Annotated in this window: 21 protein-coding genes; 10 read left to right on the forward strand and 11 right to left on the reverse strand. The window is 66.8% G+C overall.

Annotated elements, in window-relative coordinates; translation table 11 throughout:
- On the forward strand, nucleotides 1-287 hold a 287-nt coding region (locus GQE99_RS21465), incomplete at its 5' end, for a hypothetical protein (RefSeq protein WP_235917085.1).
- Nucleotides 288-491: 204 nt separating this feature from the next.
- Here GQE99_RS21465 and msrQ read toward each other — a convergent pair.
- From msrQ to GQE99_RS02440, 4 genes are all read right to left on the reverse strand, one after another.
- Nucleotides 492-1,109 (reverse strand): protein-methionine-sulfoxide reductase heme-binding subunit MsrQ, encoded by a 618-nt coding sequence (gene msrQ / locus GQE99_RS02425; RefSeq protein WP_161349994.1) that lies wholly within the window; start codon nucleotides 1,107-1,109, stop codon nucleotides 492-494.
- Nucleotides 1,109-2,005 carry a protein-methionine-sulfoxide reductase catalytic subunit MsrP gene (gene msrP / locus GQE99_RS02430; protein ID WP_161349995.1) on the reverse strand — a complete coding sequence of 299 codons (897 nt, stop codon included), beginning with the start codon at nucleotides 2,003-2,005 and terminating at the stop codon, nucleotides 1,109-1,111. The genes msrQ and msrP overlap by 1 nt, the downstream gene beginning before the upstream one ends.
- A 67-nt stretch (nucleotides 2,006-2,072) precedes the next feature.
- Nucleotides 2,073-3,566, reverse strand: coding sequence for an FMN-binding glutamate synthase family protein (locus GQE99_RS02435; RefSeq protein ID WP_161349996.1), 1,494 nt, complete (start codon nucleotides 3,564-3,566; stop codon nucleotides 2,073-2,075).
- 46 nt (nucleotides 3,567-3,612) lie between these two features.
- On the reverse strand, nucleotides 3,613-3,945 hold the full coding sequence (locus GQE99_RS02440) for a hypothetical protein (protein ID WP_161349997.1): 333 nt from the start codon (nucleotides 3,943-3,945) through the stop codon (nucleotides 3,613-3,615).
- A gap of 341 nt (nucleotides 3,946-4,286) precedes the next feature.
- Between GQE99_RS02440 and GQE99_RS02445 the strand changes: the two genes are divergently transcribed.
- On the forward strand, nucleotides 4,287-4,559 hold the full coding sequence (locus GQE99_RS02445; protein ID WP_161349998.1) for an EF-hand domain-containing protein: 273 nt from the start codon (nucleotides 4,287-4,289) through the stop codon (nucleotides 4,557-4,559).
- Nucleotides 4,560-4,614: 55 nt separating this feature from the next.
- Here GQE99_RS02445 and GQE99_RS02450 read toward each other — a convergent pair whose 3' ends face one another.
- The 3 genes from GQE99_RS02450 to GQE99_RS02460 all read right to left on the reverse strand — a co-directional run bounded on the left by GQE99_RS02450 (nucleotide 4,615) and on the right by GQE99_RS02460 (nucleotide 6,169).
- Complete coding sequence (locus GQE99_RS02450; protein WP_161349999.1) at nucleotides 4,615-5,064, reverse strand: Mpo1 family 2-hydroxy fatty acid dioxygenase; 450 nt, start codon at nucleotides 5,062-5,064, stop codon at nucleotides 4,615-4,617.
- Between the two features lie 71 nt (nucleotides 5,065-5,135).
- Nucleotides 5,136-5,468, reverse strand: a complete 333-nt coding sequence (locus tag GQE99_RS02455; RefSeq protein ID WP_161350000.1) for an AzlD domain-containing protein — start codon at nucleotides 5,466-5,468, stop codon at nucleotides 5,136-5,138.
- The gene (locus tag GQE99_RS02460; RefSeq protein ID WP_161350001.1) at nucleotides 5,465-6,169 is read right to left on the reverse strand and encodes an AzlC family ABC transporter permease; all 705 of its coding nucleotides are present in this window, start codon (nucleotides 6,167-6,169) and stop codon (nucleotides 5,465-5,467) included. Before GQE99_RS02460 ends, GQE99_RS02455 begins: the two co-directional genes overlap by 4 nt.
- A gap of 97 nt (nucleotides 6,170-6,266) precedes the next feature.
- Between GQE99_RS02460 and mobA the strand changes: the two genes are divergently transcribed.
- From mobA to serA, 3 genes are all read left to right on the forward strand, one after another.
- The gene (gene mobA, locus GQE99_RS02465; RefSeq protein ID WP_161350002.1) at nucleotides 6,267-6,869 is read left to right on the forward strand and encodes a molybdenum cofactor guanylyltransferase MobA; all 603 of its coding nucleotides are present in this window, start codon (nucleotides 6,267-6,269) and stop codon (nucleotides 6,867-6,869) included.
- Between the two features lie 156 nt (nucleotides 6,870-7,025).
- A complete protein-coding gene (locus tag GQE99_RS02470; protein ID WP_161350003.1) occupies nucleotides 7,026-8,171 on the forward strand; it encodes a phosphoserine transaminase in 1,146 nt (381 codons plus the stop codon).
- 133 nt (nucleotides 8,172-8,304) lie between these two features.
- A complete protein-coding gene (serA, locus tag GQE99_RS02475) occupies nucleotides 8,305-9,897 on the forward strand; it encodes a phosphoglycerate dehydrogenase (protein ID WP_161350004.1) in 1,593 nt (530 codons plus the stop codon).
- Nucleotides 9,898-10,011: 114 nt separating this feature from the next.
- On the opposite strand, the gene GQE99_RS02480 is transcribed toward serA, so the two are convergent.
- Nucleotides 10,012-10,518: a DUF1643 domain-containing protein gene (locus tag GQE99_RS02480; protein WP_161350005.1), complete on the reverse strand. Its 507-nt coding sequence runs from the start codon at nucleotides 10,516-10,518 to the stop codon at nucleotides 10,012-10,014.
- Between the two features lie 77 nt (nucleotides 10,519-10,595).
- Between GQE99_RS02480 and deoA the strand changes: the two genes are divergently transcribed.
- On the forward strand, nucleotides 10,596-11,900 hold the full coding sequence (deoA, locus tag GQE99_RS02485; RefSeq protein ID WP_161350006.1) for a thymidine phosphorylase: 1,305 nt from the start codon (nucleotides 10,596-10,598) through the stop codon (nucleotides 11,898-11,900).
- Nucleotides 11,901-12,030: 130 nt separating this feature from the next.
- Here deoA and truB read toward each other — a convergent pair whose 3' ends face one another.
- Complete coding sequence (truB, locus tag GQE99_RS02490) at nucleotides 12,031-12,936, reverse strand: tRNA pseudouridine(55) synthase TruB (RefSeq protein WP_161350007.1); 906 nt, start codon at nucleotides 12,934-12,936, stop codon at nucleotides 12,031-12,033.
- Entirely contained in the window at nucleotides 12,936-13,343 is a 408-nt protein-coding gene (gene rbfA / locus GQE99_RS02495) for a 30S ribosome-binding factor RbfA (RefSeq protein ID WP_161350008.1), read from the reverse strand. The genes truB and rbfA overlap by 1 nt, the downstream gene beginning before the upstream one ends.
- 73 nt (nucleotides 13,344-13,416) lie before the next feature.
- Here rbfA and dapB point away from each other — a divergent pair, with 73 nt between their 5' ends.
- Nucleotides 13,417-14,226 (forward strand): 4-hydroxy-tetrahydrodipicolinate reductase, encoded by an 810-nt coding sequence (gene dapB / locus GQE99_RS02500; protein WP_161350009.1) that lies wholly within the window; start codon nucleotides 13,417-13,419, stop codon nucleotides 14,224-14,226.
- Between the two features lie 92 nt (nucleotides 14,227-14,318).
- Nucleotides 14,319-14,879: a TetR/AcrR family transcriptional regulator gene (locus tag GQE99_RS02505; protein ID WP_161350010.1), complete on the forward strand. Its 561-nt coding sequence runs from the start codon at nucleotides 14,319-14,321 to the stop codon at nucleotides 14,877-14,879.
- On the opposite strand, the gene recO is transcribed toward GQE99_RS02505, so the two are convergent.
- Nucleotides 14,876-15,601, reverse strand: a complete 726-nt coding sequence (recO, locus tag GQE99_RS02510) for a DNA repair protein RecO (RefSeq protein ID WP_161350011.1) — start codon at nucleotides 15,599-15,601, stop codon at nucleotides 14,876-14,878. The two genes, GQE99_RS02505 and recO, sit on opposite strands and share 4 nt — an antisense overlap.
- A 74-nt stretch (nucleotides 15,602-15,675) precedes the next feature.
- Between recO and GQE99_RS02515 the strand changes: the two genes are divergently transcribed.
- Nucleotides 15,676-16,272: a Pr6Pr family membrane protein gene (locus GQE99_RS02515; protein WP_161350012.1), complete on the forward strand. Its 597-nt coding sequence runs from the start codon at nucleotides 15,676-15,678 to the stop codon at nucleotides 16,270-16,272.
- Nucleotides 16,269-16,865, forward strand: a complete 597-nt coding sequence (locus tag GQE99_RS02520) for a Pr6Pr family membrane protein (protein ID WP_161350013.1) — start codon at nucleotides 16,269-16,271, stop codon at nucleotides 16,863-16,865. Before GQE99_RS02515 ends, GQE99_RS02520 begins: the two co-directional genes overlap by 4 nt.
- Nucleotides 16,866-16,868: the final 3 nt, after the last annotated feature.

Raw genomic sequence — 16,868 nt, forward strand, 5'->3', positions numbered from 1 at the left:
AGAGACAAAACATAACCGGATGCGCCCTAACTTCTTCGGCGCGCCCGCCCAGTCTTACCTCAAATCTTTCCGCCGTCCTTCCCTCCGAAGCTCCGCTCCGTCGTTCCGTCTGGCGTCCCGTTGTGCGCCTCAGCGCCGCCGGTGAGGGGGTATTTACGGTTCTCGACCGACACCCGCAAGTGGTTTTTTTCAGAAACATGACATTTTTGGCCAGAACCGAATATGTGATTGATTTTGCTGTAATATTTTTGTCGCCTTCTGCGCTAACGGCTTCTGCGCATGGCTGATCGTGGGCGCTAACACCGGCAAATCGGGCTTTTGGGGGGACTCAGTGGGACTCGGCGCCCCGATTCAGGGCCGATTCAGCCCTGTTCACCCGTGAATCGCCGCCCGATTCAGGGCACCCCGCCCGAATCCGGCTCCACAGCGGCGCAGGATCGGGCAAAGGGCCGTAGCGGGAGCCCGGTTTCCGGGCGCGCCGCGAACGGAACTCACGCGTTCACGGCCCGGCGGCTGCGCCGCGGCAGCCGGATCCGGGTGGCGAGCAGCGCACCGATCCCGACGAGGTAGAAGACCGGCTCCAGCTGGATGCCCTTGCGCAGGAGCAGGAAATGCACGCCGCCCAGGATGATCGCGGGATAGAAGAGCTTGTGGATCGTCTTCCACGTCCGGCGCAGCTTGCGCATCGACCAGTCGTTCGAGGTCACCGCCAACGGGATCAGCAGCGCGAAGCCCGCCATGCCGATGGTGATGTAGGGCCGCTTCAGGATGTCGGCCCAGATCTGGCTCCAGATCTGGACGTCGAGGAACAGCCACACCGCGAGGTGACACACGATATAGAAGAAACCGACCAGGCCCAACGCCCGGCGGAACTTCACCAGGTTGATCCGGGTGAACCGAAAGAGCGGCGTGATCGCCAGCGTGGCGATCAGAACCTGGAGACCGAGCAGCCCGATCTCGTGCTCCATCTTCTTCACCGGATCGACGCCGAGGTTGCCCGTCACCCCCTGGTAGAAGAGCCAGACGGGCGGGATCACACCGATCAGGTAGATCGGCCAGGCAGGCACCTTGCGCAGGGCCTGGTTCACGCTGCGGGCAACGGGGGACATCAGAAGTATTCCGACAGGTCCATGCCTTCGTAAAGGCTGGCCACCTGCTCCTCGTACCCGTTGAACATCAGCGTGTCCTTGCGGCTGGCGAAGATGCCGGCACCGATCACGCGTTCGGTCGCCTGGCTCCAGCGGGGATGGTCCACGTTCGGGTTCACGTTGCTGTAGAAGCCGTATTCCCGCGGGTTCGCCTTGTTCCAGGTGGTCGGCGGCTCATCCTCGACCAGGCTGATGCGCACGATCGACTTGATCGACTTGAAGCCGTACTTCCACGGCACCACGAGCCGGATCGGCGCACCGTTCTGCTTGGGCATCTCCTTGCCGTAGAGCCCGGTGGCCATGAGGGTGAGCGGATGCATCGCCTCGTCCAGCCGCAGACCTTCCACGTAGGGCCATTCGACCACGGGGAATTTCACGCCCGGCATCTCCTCGGGCCGGTAGGCGGTTTCGAAGGCCACGTACTTCGCGCCCGACTGCACGCCCACCTTCTCGAGCAGCTGGTTCAGCTCGAAGCCGTTCCAAGGGATCACCATCGACCAGGCCTCGACGCAGCGGAAGCGGTAGATGCGCTCCTCTATGGTCATGCCGTCGGTGAGATCGGCGAAGGAATAGGTGCCGGGGTTGTCCACCAGCCCGTCGACCACCACCGACCAAGGGTCGACGGTGAGCATGTGGGCGTAGCGGGCCGGGTCTTCCTTGCCGGTGCCGAACTCGTAGTAGTTGTTGTAGTTGGTGATCTCTTCGAACGTGTTCGGATCGAGCCCGTTCTGCGCCAGCGCGGGGGCGGCGAAACCGCCGGCCGCAAGGCCCGCGGCGCCCGCCATGATCTGGCGGCGGTTCATGTAGAATGACTTGGGCGTGACGTCGTCACGGGTCAGGTCGGGTTTGTAGCCCATTGCATCCTCCTGCGTCCTTCCAGTGCAGTGATACGGAAGGTACGCAGCGAGGCCCAATAAAGGTGCATCACGATAGCGCGTGAGTGCTGTAACTTGGATAAAGCTCGTTCATCGGGATCGAACGCCCGTCACCCTGCACGATCCGCACGTGACGGCGCCGCATCTGGCGGGGTTCGGCCACGCCGACGCTGTGGGCGATGGTCTCGACCTCGCGGATCATGTTCTTGGCGAAACTCGCCACCTTGGCCGCCTTGTCCTTGGGGACGAGGCCCTTCTGAAGGTGCGGGTCGTGGGTGGTGACACCCGTGGGGCAGGTGTTCTTGTTGCACTTCAATGCCTGGATGCAGCCGAGGCTGAACATGAACCCGCGCGCGGAGACCACGAAATCGGCGCCCGCGCAGATCGCCCAGGCCACGTCGGACGGGTTCACCATCTTGCCCGAGGCGATCATGCGGATGCGGTCGTGAAGGCCGCGCTGGTCGCGCAGGTCGACGATGCGCGGCAGCGCTTCGCGGATCGGCATGCCGACGAGGTCGATCAGCGGCATCGGCGCGGCGCCCGTGCCGCCCTCACCCCCGTCGATGGTGATGAAGTCGGGCGCGCAGTCCGGCCCCCGCCGCATGATGCAGTCGAACAGGTCCGAGAACGGGTCGACCGCGCCGACCACCGTCTTGAACCCGACCGGCTTGCCCGTGACCGTGCGGATATGCTCGATCATGTCGAGCAGGTCGTCCCAGTCGTCGATCTCTTCGTGGCGGTTCGGCGACTCGCTGGGCTGGCCCATCGGGATGCCGCGGATGGTGGCGATCTCCTGGTCGATCTTGGCCGCGGGCAGGATGCCGCCCTTGCCGGGCTTGGCGCCCTGCGCGAGCTTGAGCTCGAACATCTTCACCTCGGGGCGCGCCGCGACCTTCTTGAGCATTTCGTCGGACAGCTTGCCGTCCTTGTCGCGCACCCCGTATTTCGCGGTCCCGATCTGGTAGACGATGTCGCAGCCGCCCTCGAGGTGGTAGGGCGCGAGGCCGCCTTCCCCGGTGTTGAGCCAGACGCCTGCCTTCTTCGCCCCCATCGAAAGCGCGCGCACCGCGGGCTGGCTGAGCGCGCCGTAGGACATGCCTGAGATGTTGAAGAAGCTCGGCGCGTCGTAGGGTTCGCGCGCCGTGGGGCCGATGGTGACCGGCGCGGTCTTGGCGTACTGGAACCCAAGCGGCGGGAAAGCCGCGTTCACGAAGATCGTCGTCCCGGCGAGCGAAATGTTCCGCGTCGACCCGAAGGCCACCGTGTTGTCCTTGCCGTCCGCCGCCCGGTAGACCCAGTCGCGCTGCGCCCGGTTGAACGGCATCTCCTCGCGGTCCATCGCGAAGAAGTATTGCCGGAAGAATTCGCCCAGGCTGGTGAAGAGGCGGCGGAACCGACCGATCACCGGGTAGTTGCGCCGCACCGCGTCGGCAGTCTGGAAGCGGTCGACCACCCACCACAGCAGGACGAGCAGCACCCCGAGGCCGATCAGGAACACGAAGAAGAGTGCCAGGTATTCGAGTATCCAGAACGTGGTACTCATCTCTTCGCCGCCCATGTTTTCGTCTCCCTTGCCGTCTGGCCTTTGTTCAGTGCGTCGTCCCGTCGCCCGTCCGCGTCTCGCGGAGGTTCTTGGTCCGCCGGACGCGCCGCACCGTCTTGCCGGTCACGTCGTCGCGGGCGGCGGCCTCGGCAAAGAACGCCTGTTCGTTCGCGTTGTCCACCTCGATCAGCAGAAACGGTCGATGCGACTTGATCGTGTGGTCGCGCCCCGCGCGCGCGTGCATTCCAATGCCCTCCCCGAAGACGCGGGAGCTGAACCGCGTGGCATCGACCAGAGCATGGAGGATCGTCGCGTCGTGGGCGCGGAACGGTTTGCCGGAATTGATCTTGCGCCGGATGCGTTCGACGTCGGGGCTCATGCCGCCTCCCAGGTTCGGGTCTGGCACCGTTGGCCGGATCATGGCGCGCAGTCCGGGGACGAACAAGCGGAAAGGGGCATTTTTCCGCTCGGAAACAGGGGCCTGCGGCGAAGCGGGGAACCGGCGCCGGGTCGCCGAAAGACACCCTTGGGATCGGTCGGTCTCCGCCCCGTGGCGGGAACCCGCTTTTGACGTGCTGTTCCCCGCCGGCCCCGCGCACCGGTTCGGGCAGATCTGCGCGCAAATCTGCGCTTCGGGTATCCTAAAGATGCATGCCTTTGGCGAACCGGGCCACCTGCACCCACCCAATGACGGGTGTTCAACAAAGGAGACAGACACACATGAAACTTGCGACCATCACGATGGCCACCGTCCTCACCACCGCCTCGATCGCTTTCGCGCAGGAGGAGGTCATGCCGATCGACACCGACGAGGACGGCATGATCTCGGCCGAAGAGCTGATGGCGGCCTTCCCGGACGTGAACGAAGACATGTTCACGGCCGCCGACATGAACGGGGACGGCCTGCTCGACCCCGAGGAATACGCGTCGGCCCAGGAAGACGGTCTGATCCCCGCGGACGAGGCGGAAGAGGCAGAAGAATCGGACACCTGATCCGTTAATCACAGATCTCCCTGTGCGACCCCCGCCCCCGCCGGTGGGGGTCGCTTCAATAACTCAGGCCGGCCCGGCGGTAGAGAAAGGACATGAGCCACGCCGGGCCGATCAGCAGGAATTGCACGTCCTTGAAGAACGAGGGCTTCTTGCCCTCCACCTTGTGCCCCCAGAACTGCCCGACCCACGCGATCACGAACAGGATCAGCGCGGTCGCCCAGATCGGCAGCGGCACCACGGCCTCGAGCGCCAGGATGACCAGGTAACCCGCCACCAGCACCACGACGAAGCCGAAGGCGAGCGGCGGCGAAAGCACGGCGTAGTAGATGAGCGCCGCGATCGCCACGGGCCAGAGCAGGTTCACCCCGGCCACCGGCGGGATCGCGTAGATCAGCGCCATGACGCAGACGAAGATGACCGGCACGCAGATCCAGTGCACCATCTTGTTGGTCGGGTTCTGGTGGCTCTCGCCGTATTCGGCGAGCAGCGCGTCTATCTTTCTCATGACAAGTCCTCCCGATCGGGAGGATAGCCCGCTTGCCCCGCCCCGGGAAGAATGTCCCGGGGTCAGGCGCTTCAGCCCACCAGCCAGAGCATGAGATAGAGCGTCGCCGCCCCGCAGATGATCGCGGCCAGCACGTTCTTCGTCACCGCGCCGACGAGCAGCGTCACCCCCGCGGCGGTCAGCCGGGACGGATCGGCATTGCCGCCCGTCGCTTGCGGCCAGAGCACCAGCGGCGCGACGAGGCCGGGGATCACCGCGACGGGCGTGTAGCGCAGCATGCGCAGGACCCAGCCCGGCAGCTCGCGGTCGCCGATCAGGCCGAGGAAGGAGAAACGGATGAGGAAGGTGCCTGCGCCCAGGAGGACGATGACGAGCCAGATCTTCGTGTCTTCGAAGCCGATCATGTCGCGACCCTCCGTTCCCGCAGGTGGTCGAGCAGCGCGCCCACCACCATCGCCGCGATGGCCGCGACCAGCAGGCCGGAGCCGAACGGCATCCACGCCAGCGCCAGCGCGAGCACGACCGAGGTCATGGCGGCGGCCAGGTGAGCGAGCGATTTGACCATCGGCGCGACCATCGCGAGAAAGGTGATCGGCATCGCGAAGTCCAGCGCGAAGCTTTCGGGAATGCGCCCCCCGACCACGGCCCCCAGCCAGGTCGCGCCGTACCACAAGGGTGCGATCGGCACGATGATCCCGAAGAAATAGGCAAGCTTGGCCCGGATCGGCGTCTCGGGCGCCTCGTCGAACTTCTCGGCCGCCATGACGCCGCTCTGATCGACCAGGAAATAGGCCGCGACCGCCCGCTGCCACAGGGGTGCCTTGCCCAGGTGCGGCACGAGCGAGGCGGAATACATCGCCATGCGCAGGTTCACGGCAAGCGACGTGGCCAGAACCATGATCACCGGCGCGCTGTCGACCATCTGCTGGATGGCCGCGAATTGCGATGCCCCGGCGATCACCAGCACGGTCATCACCATCACCTGCGCGAGGTCGAGCCCCGCCTCGGTCGCGACGACGCCGAAAAGCGCGCCGAAGGGAATGATCACGAGAATGAAGGGCAGCCCGTCGCGGACACCCTGTCCGAAAGTCAGTGGTTTACGCATCTTTACGATCCTTTGTCGCCGGCAGGGCTACGGCGCGCGCGCGGCGGGCGCAACCCGGACCTTGCGCATGCCCGCGATCCGTTCCACGATCCGCGCCATGGCATTCAAGAAATCCCTTCCTCCCGGTGTCATCCTCGCCGGTGGCCGTGGTCTGCGCATGGGCGGGCGCGACAAGGCGTTGATCCCGCTGGGCGATCGGCCGCTGCTTCTGCACGTGGCCGACCGGCTGGAGCCGCAGGTGAGCCAGCTTGCGGTCAATTCGAATGCCGAACCGGTGGAGATCCCCTCGCCCCTGCCGATCATCGCGGACAGTATCGAGGACCGGCCGGGCCCGCTTGCCGGCATCCTCGCGGCGATGGACTGGGCCCGGGCGTTCAAATCGGACTGGGTCATCACCGTGGCGATCGACACGCCCTTCCTGCCGAAGAACCTCGTCGAGCGCCTCGTGCGCGCGCAGATGACCAGCCGGTCGCCCGTCGTGCTGGCCGAAACCGCCGACGGGATGCAGCCGGTCGCGGGGCTCTGGTACACCGAACTGGCCCCGTCGCTGCGGGGCTCGATCGAATCCGGCACGCGCAAGGTCACGGATTTCGCCGAGGCGAAGGACGCGGTCACCGCCTTCTTCCCCGAGGAAGATTTCTTCAACATCAACACGCCGGAAGATCTCGAGATCGCCGAGGCGCGGCTCGCCGCCGGCTGACGCCCCGAGTTTCCGATCCGCTCCAATTTGTGGCGTTTTGCCCCGGCATTGCGTCGGTTTCGCGCGCTTTTCCCTCTTGTGCGGGAGGAAAGCGGGCCGTATCTGCGTCGGCGGGACACCCCTCCCCAACGAGGGGCATATATCTGGAAGGATACCATGACCGAAACGAGTCAACCGGCAACGCGGCCGGGCAATCCGCGTTTTTCGTCTGGCCCCTGCGCCAAGATTCCGACCTTCACCCTCGACAAGCTGTCTGACGCCGCCCTGGGCCGGTCGCACCGCGCCGCGGTGGGCAAGACCAAGCTCAAGGACGCGATCGAAGGCACCCGCGAGGTGCTGGGCATCCCCGCCGACTACAAGATCGGCATCGTGCCCGCCTCCGACACCGGTGCTGTCGAGATGGCCATGTGGTCCATGCTGGGCGCACGCGGCGTGACCATGATGGCCTGGGAAAGCTTCGGCGCGGGCTGGGTCTCGGACGTGGCCAAGCAGCTCAAGCTCGACGCGACCATCATGGAAGCGGACTACGGCCAGCTTCCCGACCTCTCCGCGGTCGACTTCACGACCGACGTCGTCTTCACCTGGAACGGCACGACCTCGGGCGTGCGGGTTCCGAACGGCGACTGGATCCCCGCCGACCGCGAAGGTCTGACCATCTGCGACGCGACCTCGGCCGCCTTCGCGATGGACCTGCCGTGGGACAAGCTCGATGTGACGACCTTCTCCTGGCAGAAGGTGCTGGGCGGCGAAGCCGCGCACGGCATCATCATCCTGAGCCCGCGCGCCGTCGAACGGCTCGAAACCTACACCCCGCCCTGGCCACTGCCGAAGATCTTCCGCATGACCAAGGGCGGCAAGCTGATCGACGGCATCTTCGAAGGCGCCACGATCAACACGCCCTCCATGCTCGCCGTCGAGGACTACCTCGTCGCGCTCGACTGGGCCCGCTCGGTCGGGGGGCTGCAGGGTCTGATCAAGCGCGCCGACGCGAACGCGCGGGTGATCTGGGACTTCTGCGATACCCACGGCTGGATCGCCAACCTCGCCGACGATGACGCGACGCGGTCGAACACCAGCGTTTGCCTGAAGTTCACCGACGACCGGATCAAGGACGGCGCGGCATTCGCGCAAGCGGTCGCCAAGCGGCTCGAAGCCGAGGGCGTGGCCCTCGACATCGGTGCCTACCGCGACGCCCCCGCCGGCCTGCGGATCTGGTGCGGCGGCACGGTCGAGACGGCCGATGTCGAAGCGCTCATGCCCTGGCTCGACTGGGCGTTCAACGCCGAGATCGCCGCGCAATAACGGTGGGTTGGCACCCACCCTACGGACGCTCGTAGGGTGGGTGAAACCCACCATGCCGCCCCGGGTCCAGCCCGGGGCGTGTTTCCCAAAACATGCGCCGGCGCGTCCGGCACCCGAAAAAGGACCAAGACCAATGGCTCCCAAAGTTCTCGTTTCCGACAAGCTGTCCGAAACCGCCGTCCAGATCTTCCGTGATCGCGGCATCGACGTGGATTTCGAACCCACCCTCGGCAAGGACAAGGAAAAGCTCCTGTCCGTCATCGACCAGTACGACGGCCTCGCCATCCGCTCGGCCACGAAAGTGACCGCCGAGGTGCTCGAGAAGGCCACCAACCTGAAGGTGATCGGCCGCGCCGGCATCGGCGTCGACAATGTCGACATCCCCGCCGCCAGCGCCAAGGGTGCGATCGTGATGAACACGCCCTTCGGCAACTCGATCACCACCGCCGAGCACGCGATCGCGATGATGTTCGCGGTCGCGCGCCAGATCCCCGAAGCAGACGCCTCGACCCAGGCCGGCAAGTGGGAAAAGTCGAAGTTCATGGGGGTCGAACTGACCGCCAAGACGCTCGGCGTCATCGGCTGCGGCAACATCGGCTCGATCGCCGCCGAGCGGGGCCGCGGCCTCAAGATGAAGGTCATCGCCTTCGACCCCTTCCTGAGCCAGGAGCGCGCCGACAAGCTGGGCGTCGAGAAGGTCGAGCTGGACGAGCTGCTGTCGCGCTCGGACTTCATCACCCTGCACGTCCCGCTGACCGACAAGACCCGCGGCATCCTGAACGCCGAGAACATCGCTAAGACCAAGAAGGGCGTGCGGATCATCAACTGCGCCCGCGGCGGCCTGGTCGATGAAGCCGCACTCGCCGAGGCGATCAAGTCGGGCCACGTGGCCGGCGCCGCCTTCGACGTGTTCGAGGTGGAACCCGCCACCGACTCGCCCCTCTTCGGCCTGCCCAACGTGGTCTGCACCCCGCACCTGGGCGCTTCGACCACCGAGGCCCAGGAAAACGTGGCGCTCCAGGTCGCCGAGCAGATCTCGGACTACCTGCTGACCGGCGCCGTGACCAACGCGCTGAACATGCCGTCGGTGACCGCCGAGGAAGCCAAGGTCATGGGCCCGTGGATCAAGCTGGCCGAACACCTGGGCGCCTTCATCGGGCAGATGACCGAAGAGCCGATCGAGGAGATCAACGTGATCCTCGACGGTGTCGCCTCGACCATGAACACCAAGGCGCTGGACTGCGCCGTGCTGGCGGGGCTGCTCAAGCCCACCAACGCCGACATCAACATGGTCTCGGCCCCGGTCATCGCGAAGGACCGCGGCATCCAGAGCGCGATCACCACGCAGGACAAGTCGGGCGTGTTCGACGGCTACATCAAGATCGTCGTGAAGACCGCCTCGCGGGAGCGCTCGATCGCCGGCACCGTGTTCTCGGACGGCAAGCCGCGCTTCATCCAGATCAAGGGCATCAACATCGACGCCGAGATCGGCGAGCACATGCTCTACACCACCAACCGGGACGAGCCGGGCATCATCGGCACGCTGGGCCGCACCCTGGGCGAGATGGGCGTGAACATCGCCAACTTCACCCTGGGCCGCAAGGAAGCCGGCGGCGATGCCATCGCGCTTCTCTACGTCGACGCGGAAGTCCCCGCCGACGTGCGCAAGGCGCTCAAGGACACCGGCATGTTCCAGAACGTGAGCGCGCTGCACTTCGCGATCTGAGGAATCGAACCGGCTTGCGCCGGTCCGACGCGCTGGGAGGGCTCTGCCCTCCCAGACCCTCCCGAAGTATTTACGGAACGATGAAGGGGCGGCCGGTTTCGGCGGCCCCTTTTTTCACGCCCAGAGTTCCGGCTGCTGCGTGTAGGCGATGTAGAGCGGGTGCTTGGGATGTCCGGCTTTCGACAACCCCAGATGGTAGAGCGGCGCGCCGGTCGCCCGCAGGAGCGCCTCGACCGCCGGTCCGCGCGACAGGTGTTCGCCATGCGTGCCCCAGGCGCAGATCACCTGGTCGGCCCAGTCGACGCTCTCCACGATGGCCGCATCGTTCTCCGGACCCACCGGGTCCTCGGCCCGGCGCATGTTGCGCGGATCGGTATCGCGCCAGGCGAAGATGTTGAGCACCCGGAACGCGCCGAAGCCCAGCGCCCGGGCGCGCCGTTCGCAGCGTTCCACCGTGGGGTCGTTCTGCACCTCGGTGGCGGTCGAGGGGTTGAGCATGATGAAGAGCGCGCGCTTGCCCGCCGGGTCCCAGGTCCGGGTGAGCATGTAGCGGTAACGCTCGCAATCGGAGTAGACCGCGACGCTCGGCGCGTCGCCCTTGGTATGTTCGCGCGTGATCATGGGGCGGGTTTTCTCCCGCAACGTCCGGCTTGGCAAGTCGGGCTTGCGGTTTTTGACCAATGGGTCAAGGTGAGCCCATGTTGATATCCGAAATCATCCGGAAAAAGCGCGACGGCGGCACGCTGAGCGCGGACGAGATCGCCACCCTCGTGGCGGGCATCAGTGACGGGTCGGCCGCCGACGAACAGGTGGGCGCCTTCGGCATGGCGGTCTTTTTTCAGGGCATGGAGCCGGACGAGGCCGCCGCCCTCACCCTCGCCATGCGCGATTCCGGCGACGTGCTGTCCTGGGACCTGCCCGGCCCCGTGGTCGACAAGCACTCCACCGGGGGCGTGGGCGACAACGTCTCGCTCATGCTGGCCCCGATCGTGGCGGCCTGCGGCGGGTTCGTGCCGATGATTTCCGGGCGGGGGCTGGGCCATACCGGCGGCACGCTCGACAAGATGGAAGCGATCCCCGGCTACAGCGCCACGCCGGACAACGACACCTTCCGCCGCGTGGTGCGCGAGGTGGGCTGCGCCATCATCGGCCAGACCGGGACCATCGCACCGGCGGACAAGCGGTTCTACGGCATCCGCGACGTGACCGCGACGGTCGAATCGATTCCGCTCATCACCGCTTCGATCCTGTCGAAGAAGCTCGCGGCCGGGCTCGACGCGCTGGTGATGGACGTGAAGACCGGCAACGGCGCCTTCATGCCCACCTACGCGCAGTCGCAGGAACTCGCCCGCTCCATCGCCCGCGTGTCGACGGCGGCCGGCGTCCCGTGCCACGCGCTATTGACCGGGATGGACCAGCCGCTCGCCTCCGCCGCCGGCAACGCCGTGGAGGTGGTCAACGCGGTCGAATTCCTCACCGACGTCAAACGCGACGTGCGGCTCGAATGGGTGGTCCTCGCGCTTGCGGCGGAAATGCTGGCGATCACCGGCCTCGCCGCCGACCGGGACACGGGTTTTTCCGTCGCGCGCGCCGCGCTCGAGGACGGGCGCGCCGCCGACGTCTTCGGCCGGATGGTGGCCGGGCTGGGCGGTCCGACCGATTTCGTGGAACACTACGAGACACACCTGCCCCAGGCCCCGCTCACCCGAGATGTCCTGGCCCCGACCGACGGCCATGTCTGCGAGATCGACACGCGCGGCGTGGGGCTGACGGTGGTCGAACTCGGCGGCGGTCGCCGCGTCTCCTCGGACAAGGTCGACCCCGCGGTCGGGCTCACCGGCCTCGTGGACCTCGGCCAGTCGGTCTCGCAGGGCACACCGCTCTGCACCATCCACGCGCGGAGCGAAGACCAGCTCGACACCGCCGAGGCGGCGATCCGGCAGGCCTATCGCCTCGGCGAGGCCCCGGAACTCACCGACCCGGTGCGCGAAATCATCACGTAGTCGCGTTCACCCATCATCAAGGTCAACGCCCCCACGGGCCGCCCGTGCGCGGTCCGCCCTTCTTCGTTTCGGAAATACCTCGGGGGGAGCGGCGCGCCAGCGCCGTGGGGGGCAGCGCCCCCCGGCGGCCTCAGAGATTGAAGACCCGGCTCGGGTGCAGCTCGCCCGCCTTGTAGACCCCCACCGCGACGGGCACCCCGTCGTAGGAGGCCCAGGCTTCATCGCCGTAGTCCACGTCCGACGCGATCACCATGCCGGGGTTGCCGTGCCGGAGGCGCGTGGCGCCCTCGGCGGTGCACTTGAGCTCCGGCAGGCTGGTGAGCCCCTCGGCCAGCGGCTGGAGAAGCGTGTCGATCTCGGGCGTTTTCGCCAGCTCCTCGATCCGTTCCATGTCGACGCCCTCTTCCGCCAGGAAAGGGCCAGACCAGATCCGGCGCAGGGTTTCGACGTGGCCGTGACACCCCAGCGCCTCGCCCAGGTCGCGCGCGATTGCGCGCACGTAGCCGCCCTTGCCGCAGGTCATCTCGAGCACGGCGTGATCGTCATCGGGGCGCTCCACCAGGCTCAGCGCCTCGACGAAGAGCGGGCGCGCGGCGATCTCGACGTCTTCGCCCTCCCGCGCGCGCTTGTAGGCGCGTTCGCCGTCGATCTTCACCGCCGAGAACTTGGGCGGCACCTGCATGATGTCGCCGGTCAGAGGGTCGAGCGCGGCGCGGATTTCGTCATCCGTGGGGCGCGTGTCACTCTCGGCGATCACTTCACCCTCGGCATCGTCGGTGTTCGTGGCCTGTCCCAGCCGGACGGTGAAGCGGTAGGCTTTCATCGCATCGGTGACGTAGGGAACCGTCTTGGTCGCCTCGCCCAGCGCCACGGCCAGCACGCCTGTCGCGTCCGGGTCGAGCGTGCCCGCGTGGCCCGCCTTCTTCGCGTCGAAGGCCCAGCGCACCTTGTTCACCACGGCGTTCGAGGTCAGACCGGCCGGCTTGTCCACGACCAGCCAGCCGTGGACATCGCGCCCCTTCCTGCGGCGTCCCATTATTCGTCCTCGTCGCTGTCCAGGTCGCGGCGCACGTTCTCGTCCGAGAACAGCCGCCGCGTTTCGTCCATCTGGTCGAAGGTCTCGTCCTTCACGAACCGCAGTTCCGGCGTGTGCTTGATGCTGATCGCCTTGCCCACGAGCCGGCGCAGTTCGCCGGAGTTGCGCGCCAGCGCCTTGATGGCGAGGTCGGTGTCCTTGCCGCCCAGCGGCATGACGTAGGCCGTCGCGATGCGCAGGTCCGGGGACGTGCGCACTTCGCCGACGGTGATCGACATCCCGGCCAGGTCCGGGTCGTGGATCTCACCGCGCATCAGCGCTTCGGACAACGTACGCCGGATCAGCTCGCCCACGCGCAGCTGGCGCTGGGACGGGGCACCCCCGCCGGAATGATGGTTCTTCGACATGGAGCGCGATGTAGTGCCGATTGCACGGCGGCGCAACAGCGACTACTCAGGGAAGCCAGCAACGGAGGGCGAGATGAGCGACATACCGGGGATCGTGGTGAACGGGGCATCGGGCCGGATGGGCCGGATGCTGGTCAATCTGGTCAGCGAGAATCCCGCCTGCCGGCTGGCCGGGGCGCTTGAGCGGCCGGGACACGAATGGGTCGGTCTCGACGTGGGCACCGCAATGGGCAAACCCGCCATCGGCGTGACTGTCACCGACGATCCGCTCGAGGCGATGAAGGACGCGCAGGGCGTGATCGACTTCACCGCGCCCGCCGCGACCGTCGCGCTGGCCGAGATCGCGGCGCAGGCGCGCGCAGTCCACGTGATCGGGACCACCGGGCTCGACGAGGACGACCTCTCCAAGCTCGAGGCCGCCGCGCGCCACGCGGTGATCGTGCGGGCGGGCAACATGAGCTTCGGGGTCAACCTGCTCACCAAGCTGACCGAAACGGTGTCCAAGGCGCTCGACATGGAGTTCGACATCGAGATCGTCGAGGCCCATCACAAGCACAAGGTCGACGCACCCTCGGGCACCGCGCTGATGCTGGGTGAAGCCGCTGCCGAGGGCCGGGGTCTCCGGCTCGACAAGGTGGCCGACCGGGGACGCGACGGGATCACCGGGGAGCGCGAAGAGGGCCACATCGGTTTCTCCGCCATCCGCGGGGGCGACATCGTGGGCGAGCATGACGTCATTTTCGCCGGGCCCGGCGAGCGCATCATTCTGCGCCACGTGGCCACCGACCGCGCCATCTTCGGGCGCGGCGCGGTGAAGGCGGCGCTCTGGGGCATGGGTCAGAAGCCCGGCTCCTACGACATGATGGACGTTCTGGGCCTCTGAGCCCGGCACCCAACGGACGCGCATCAGGCCAAAAATCTTGAAAATGCTGCAGGTGCAAAGTAGCCTGAAGGCATTGATTATCGGATGGCCCCATGACCACGTCGAAACCTCGCCTCTCCACGAAAGACTGGATCGCCGCCGGGTTCCGCTCCCTCGTCACCAAGGGGCCCGAAGCGCTCAAGGCCGAACCGCTCGCGCGTGAACTGGGAACGACCAAGGGGAGTTTCTACTGGCATTTCAAGGATGTGCCGGACTTCAAGACGAAGATGCTCCAGCATTGGCAGGGCGCCGTGATCCAGGCGCTCAGCGCTGCGGTCGATGCCGGCGGCACGGCCGCCCAGCGGCTCTACCGGATCAACGAGATCTCGGCGACCGAGGCGGGAAGTTTCGGCGGCGCAGCATTGGAGCCCGCGATTCGCGCATGGGCGCAGTCCGATGCCGAGGTCGCCGCCGCCGTCGAGGAGATCGACGCGAAGCGGCTCGCCTATCTCGGGGCGACCCTGAAGCAGCTGGATCTCACCAACCCGGAATTCGCCCGCATCCTCTACGGCGCCTTTATCGGTATGGGGACGCTGTCGGCCACGGACGGGCAGGACAACACCGACGCCCTGTCGACCCTGACCGCCGCCATGCTCGCGCTCCAGGACGCCTAGCGCCGCCGGGTCATCCGGTCCACGAGCCGCGCCCGCGCCTCCGGCAATGGTCGGTCGCCCAGCGCATGGGCGAGCCCGTGGGTGAGGAAATACCCGGTGGTGCGCAGCCCCTCCCCGATCCCCGAAAGGTCGCCGGTCACGACGCCCAGAAGCTCGGGTGGCAGCGGCAGCAGCCGGTCGGCCCAGTCCCCCGCCCCTTCCGCGCTCACCGCGCGGCCGGATTTCGGCGAGACATAGGCGAGGTCGTCGCGCGTTCCCGTGACCGCGCAGGCGGTAAGGTCGAGCCCGTATCCGAGCTCTTCGAGCAGTGCCAGCTCCCATTGCAGGTACCCAACCGGCCAGGCCGGCGTTTCGGCCAGCAGGTCCAGCATCTCGATGCTCTTGCGGTAGAGCGCCGGGTGCTCTTCGCGTTCCGGCAGGGCGAAGGACAGAAGCGCCGTGATCGCGTTCAGCGCGGCCAGCGCGTCACGATCCCCCATGATCCCTGCCGCACGCGACCGGATCGGTTCGACCGTGAAGGCGCCGATATGCTCTTCGAGCCGCGCACGCCACGTGAGGTCGAGTTGCGCGCCCGGTTGCAGGATCGGCGCGACCTTGCGCGAGACCCCGCCGCGCACCACACCCGCATGGCGTCCGTGCGTTTCGGTGAACACCTCGATGATCACCGAGGTCTCGCCATGCTTGCGCACGCTCAACAGCGCGCCCTGATCCCGCCACTCCATGCCCGCCATTCTGCGCGTGGGGCGACGCCACGCAAGGGCTTGCCTTGCCGGGCGGATTCGGCACTCATGCGGCAATGACCGCGCGCGCACGTCTCATGGCCAGCCTGCTCGCCCTCGTCGCGCTCGCGGCGCTGGTGACGCAATACATCGTGACCTTCCGGATGACCGGCGGGCCGTTGGTGACGCTCTGGATCATCCTCGGGTATTTCACCGTGCTCACCAACGGGATCGTGCTGGCCACCTTCGCGCGCATCGCCGCCACGGGACGGATGCCGTCCGACCGCTGGATGGCCGGGGTCACGCTCTGGATCACCATCGTCGGCGTCGTCTACCACCTGCTGCTCGCGACCCTTTGGGCGCCGCAGGGGCTGGCCCTCTGGGCCGACCGGGGGCTGCACACGGCCACGCCCCTGCTCACGATCCTGTTCTGGGTTCTCTTCGCGCCCAAGGCCTCGCTTGACTGGAGCGACGCGGTGCGCTGGATCGGCTGGCCGCTCATCTACACGATCTACGCGCTGATCCGCGGCATGTTCACCGGCGCCTACCCCTATCCGTTCATCGACCTGGCGGTCCTGTCGCCGGGGCAGGTGGCGGTGAATTCGCTCGGGCTTTCCGCTGCGTTCCTGGCCGGTGGCCTCATCCTCGTCGCCCTTTCGAAGGTTCTCCCATGACCCGCACCTCGCATCGTCTTTCCATCGCGGTCGCCGTCATCGCCTGGATCGGGCTGGCCGCGCAGTTCACCCTGTCCTACGAGACCAACAACGACGTGGCCCGCACGCTGTGGGTGCTGGCGCGGTATTTCACGATCCTGACGAACCTCATGGTCGCCGTGACCTTCACATGGATGGCGGTGACCAGGCGGCGGATGCGCGCGCAGTGGACGGCGGGCGTGACGCTGTGGATCCTGATCGTGGGCGTCGTCTACCACACGCTTCTTGCCAACTACGACAAGTCCGGGCTCGACTTCATCGCAGACCACGCGACCCACACGGCCGTGCCCGCCTTCACCGCGATCTGGTGGGTGGGGTTCGCCCGCCACGTGCGGTTCCGCTGGCGGCTCGCCGCCGTATGGCTGTGGTGGCCGCTCTTCTACGTCATCTACGTGATCGGGCGCGGGCTTTCGGACGGGATCTATCCGTATTTCTTCATCGACCTGTCGCGGTTCTCCGTCGGCACGGTGCTTGTCAATTCCATCGGCCTCTGCGTCGCCTTCTGGATCGCCGGGCTCGTGATGATTGCCATCGCACGGCTCCGCGCGAGCTAGTAT

The organism is Maritimibacter harenae, from assembly GCF_009882975.1.
In the GTDB taxonomy this organism is placed as follows: domain Bacteria; phylum Pseudomonadota; class Alphaproteobacteria; order Rhodobacterales; family Rhodobacteraceae; genus Maritimibacter; species Maritimibacter harenae.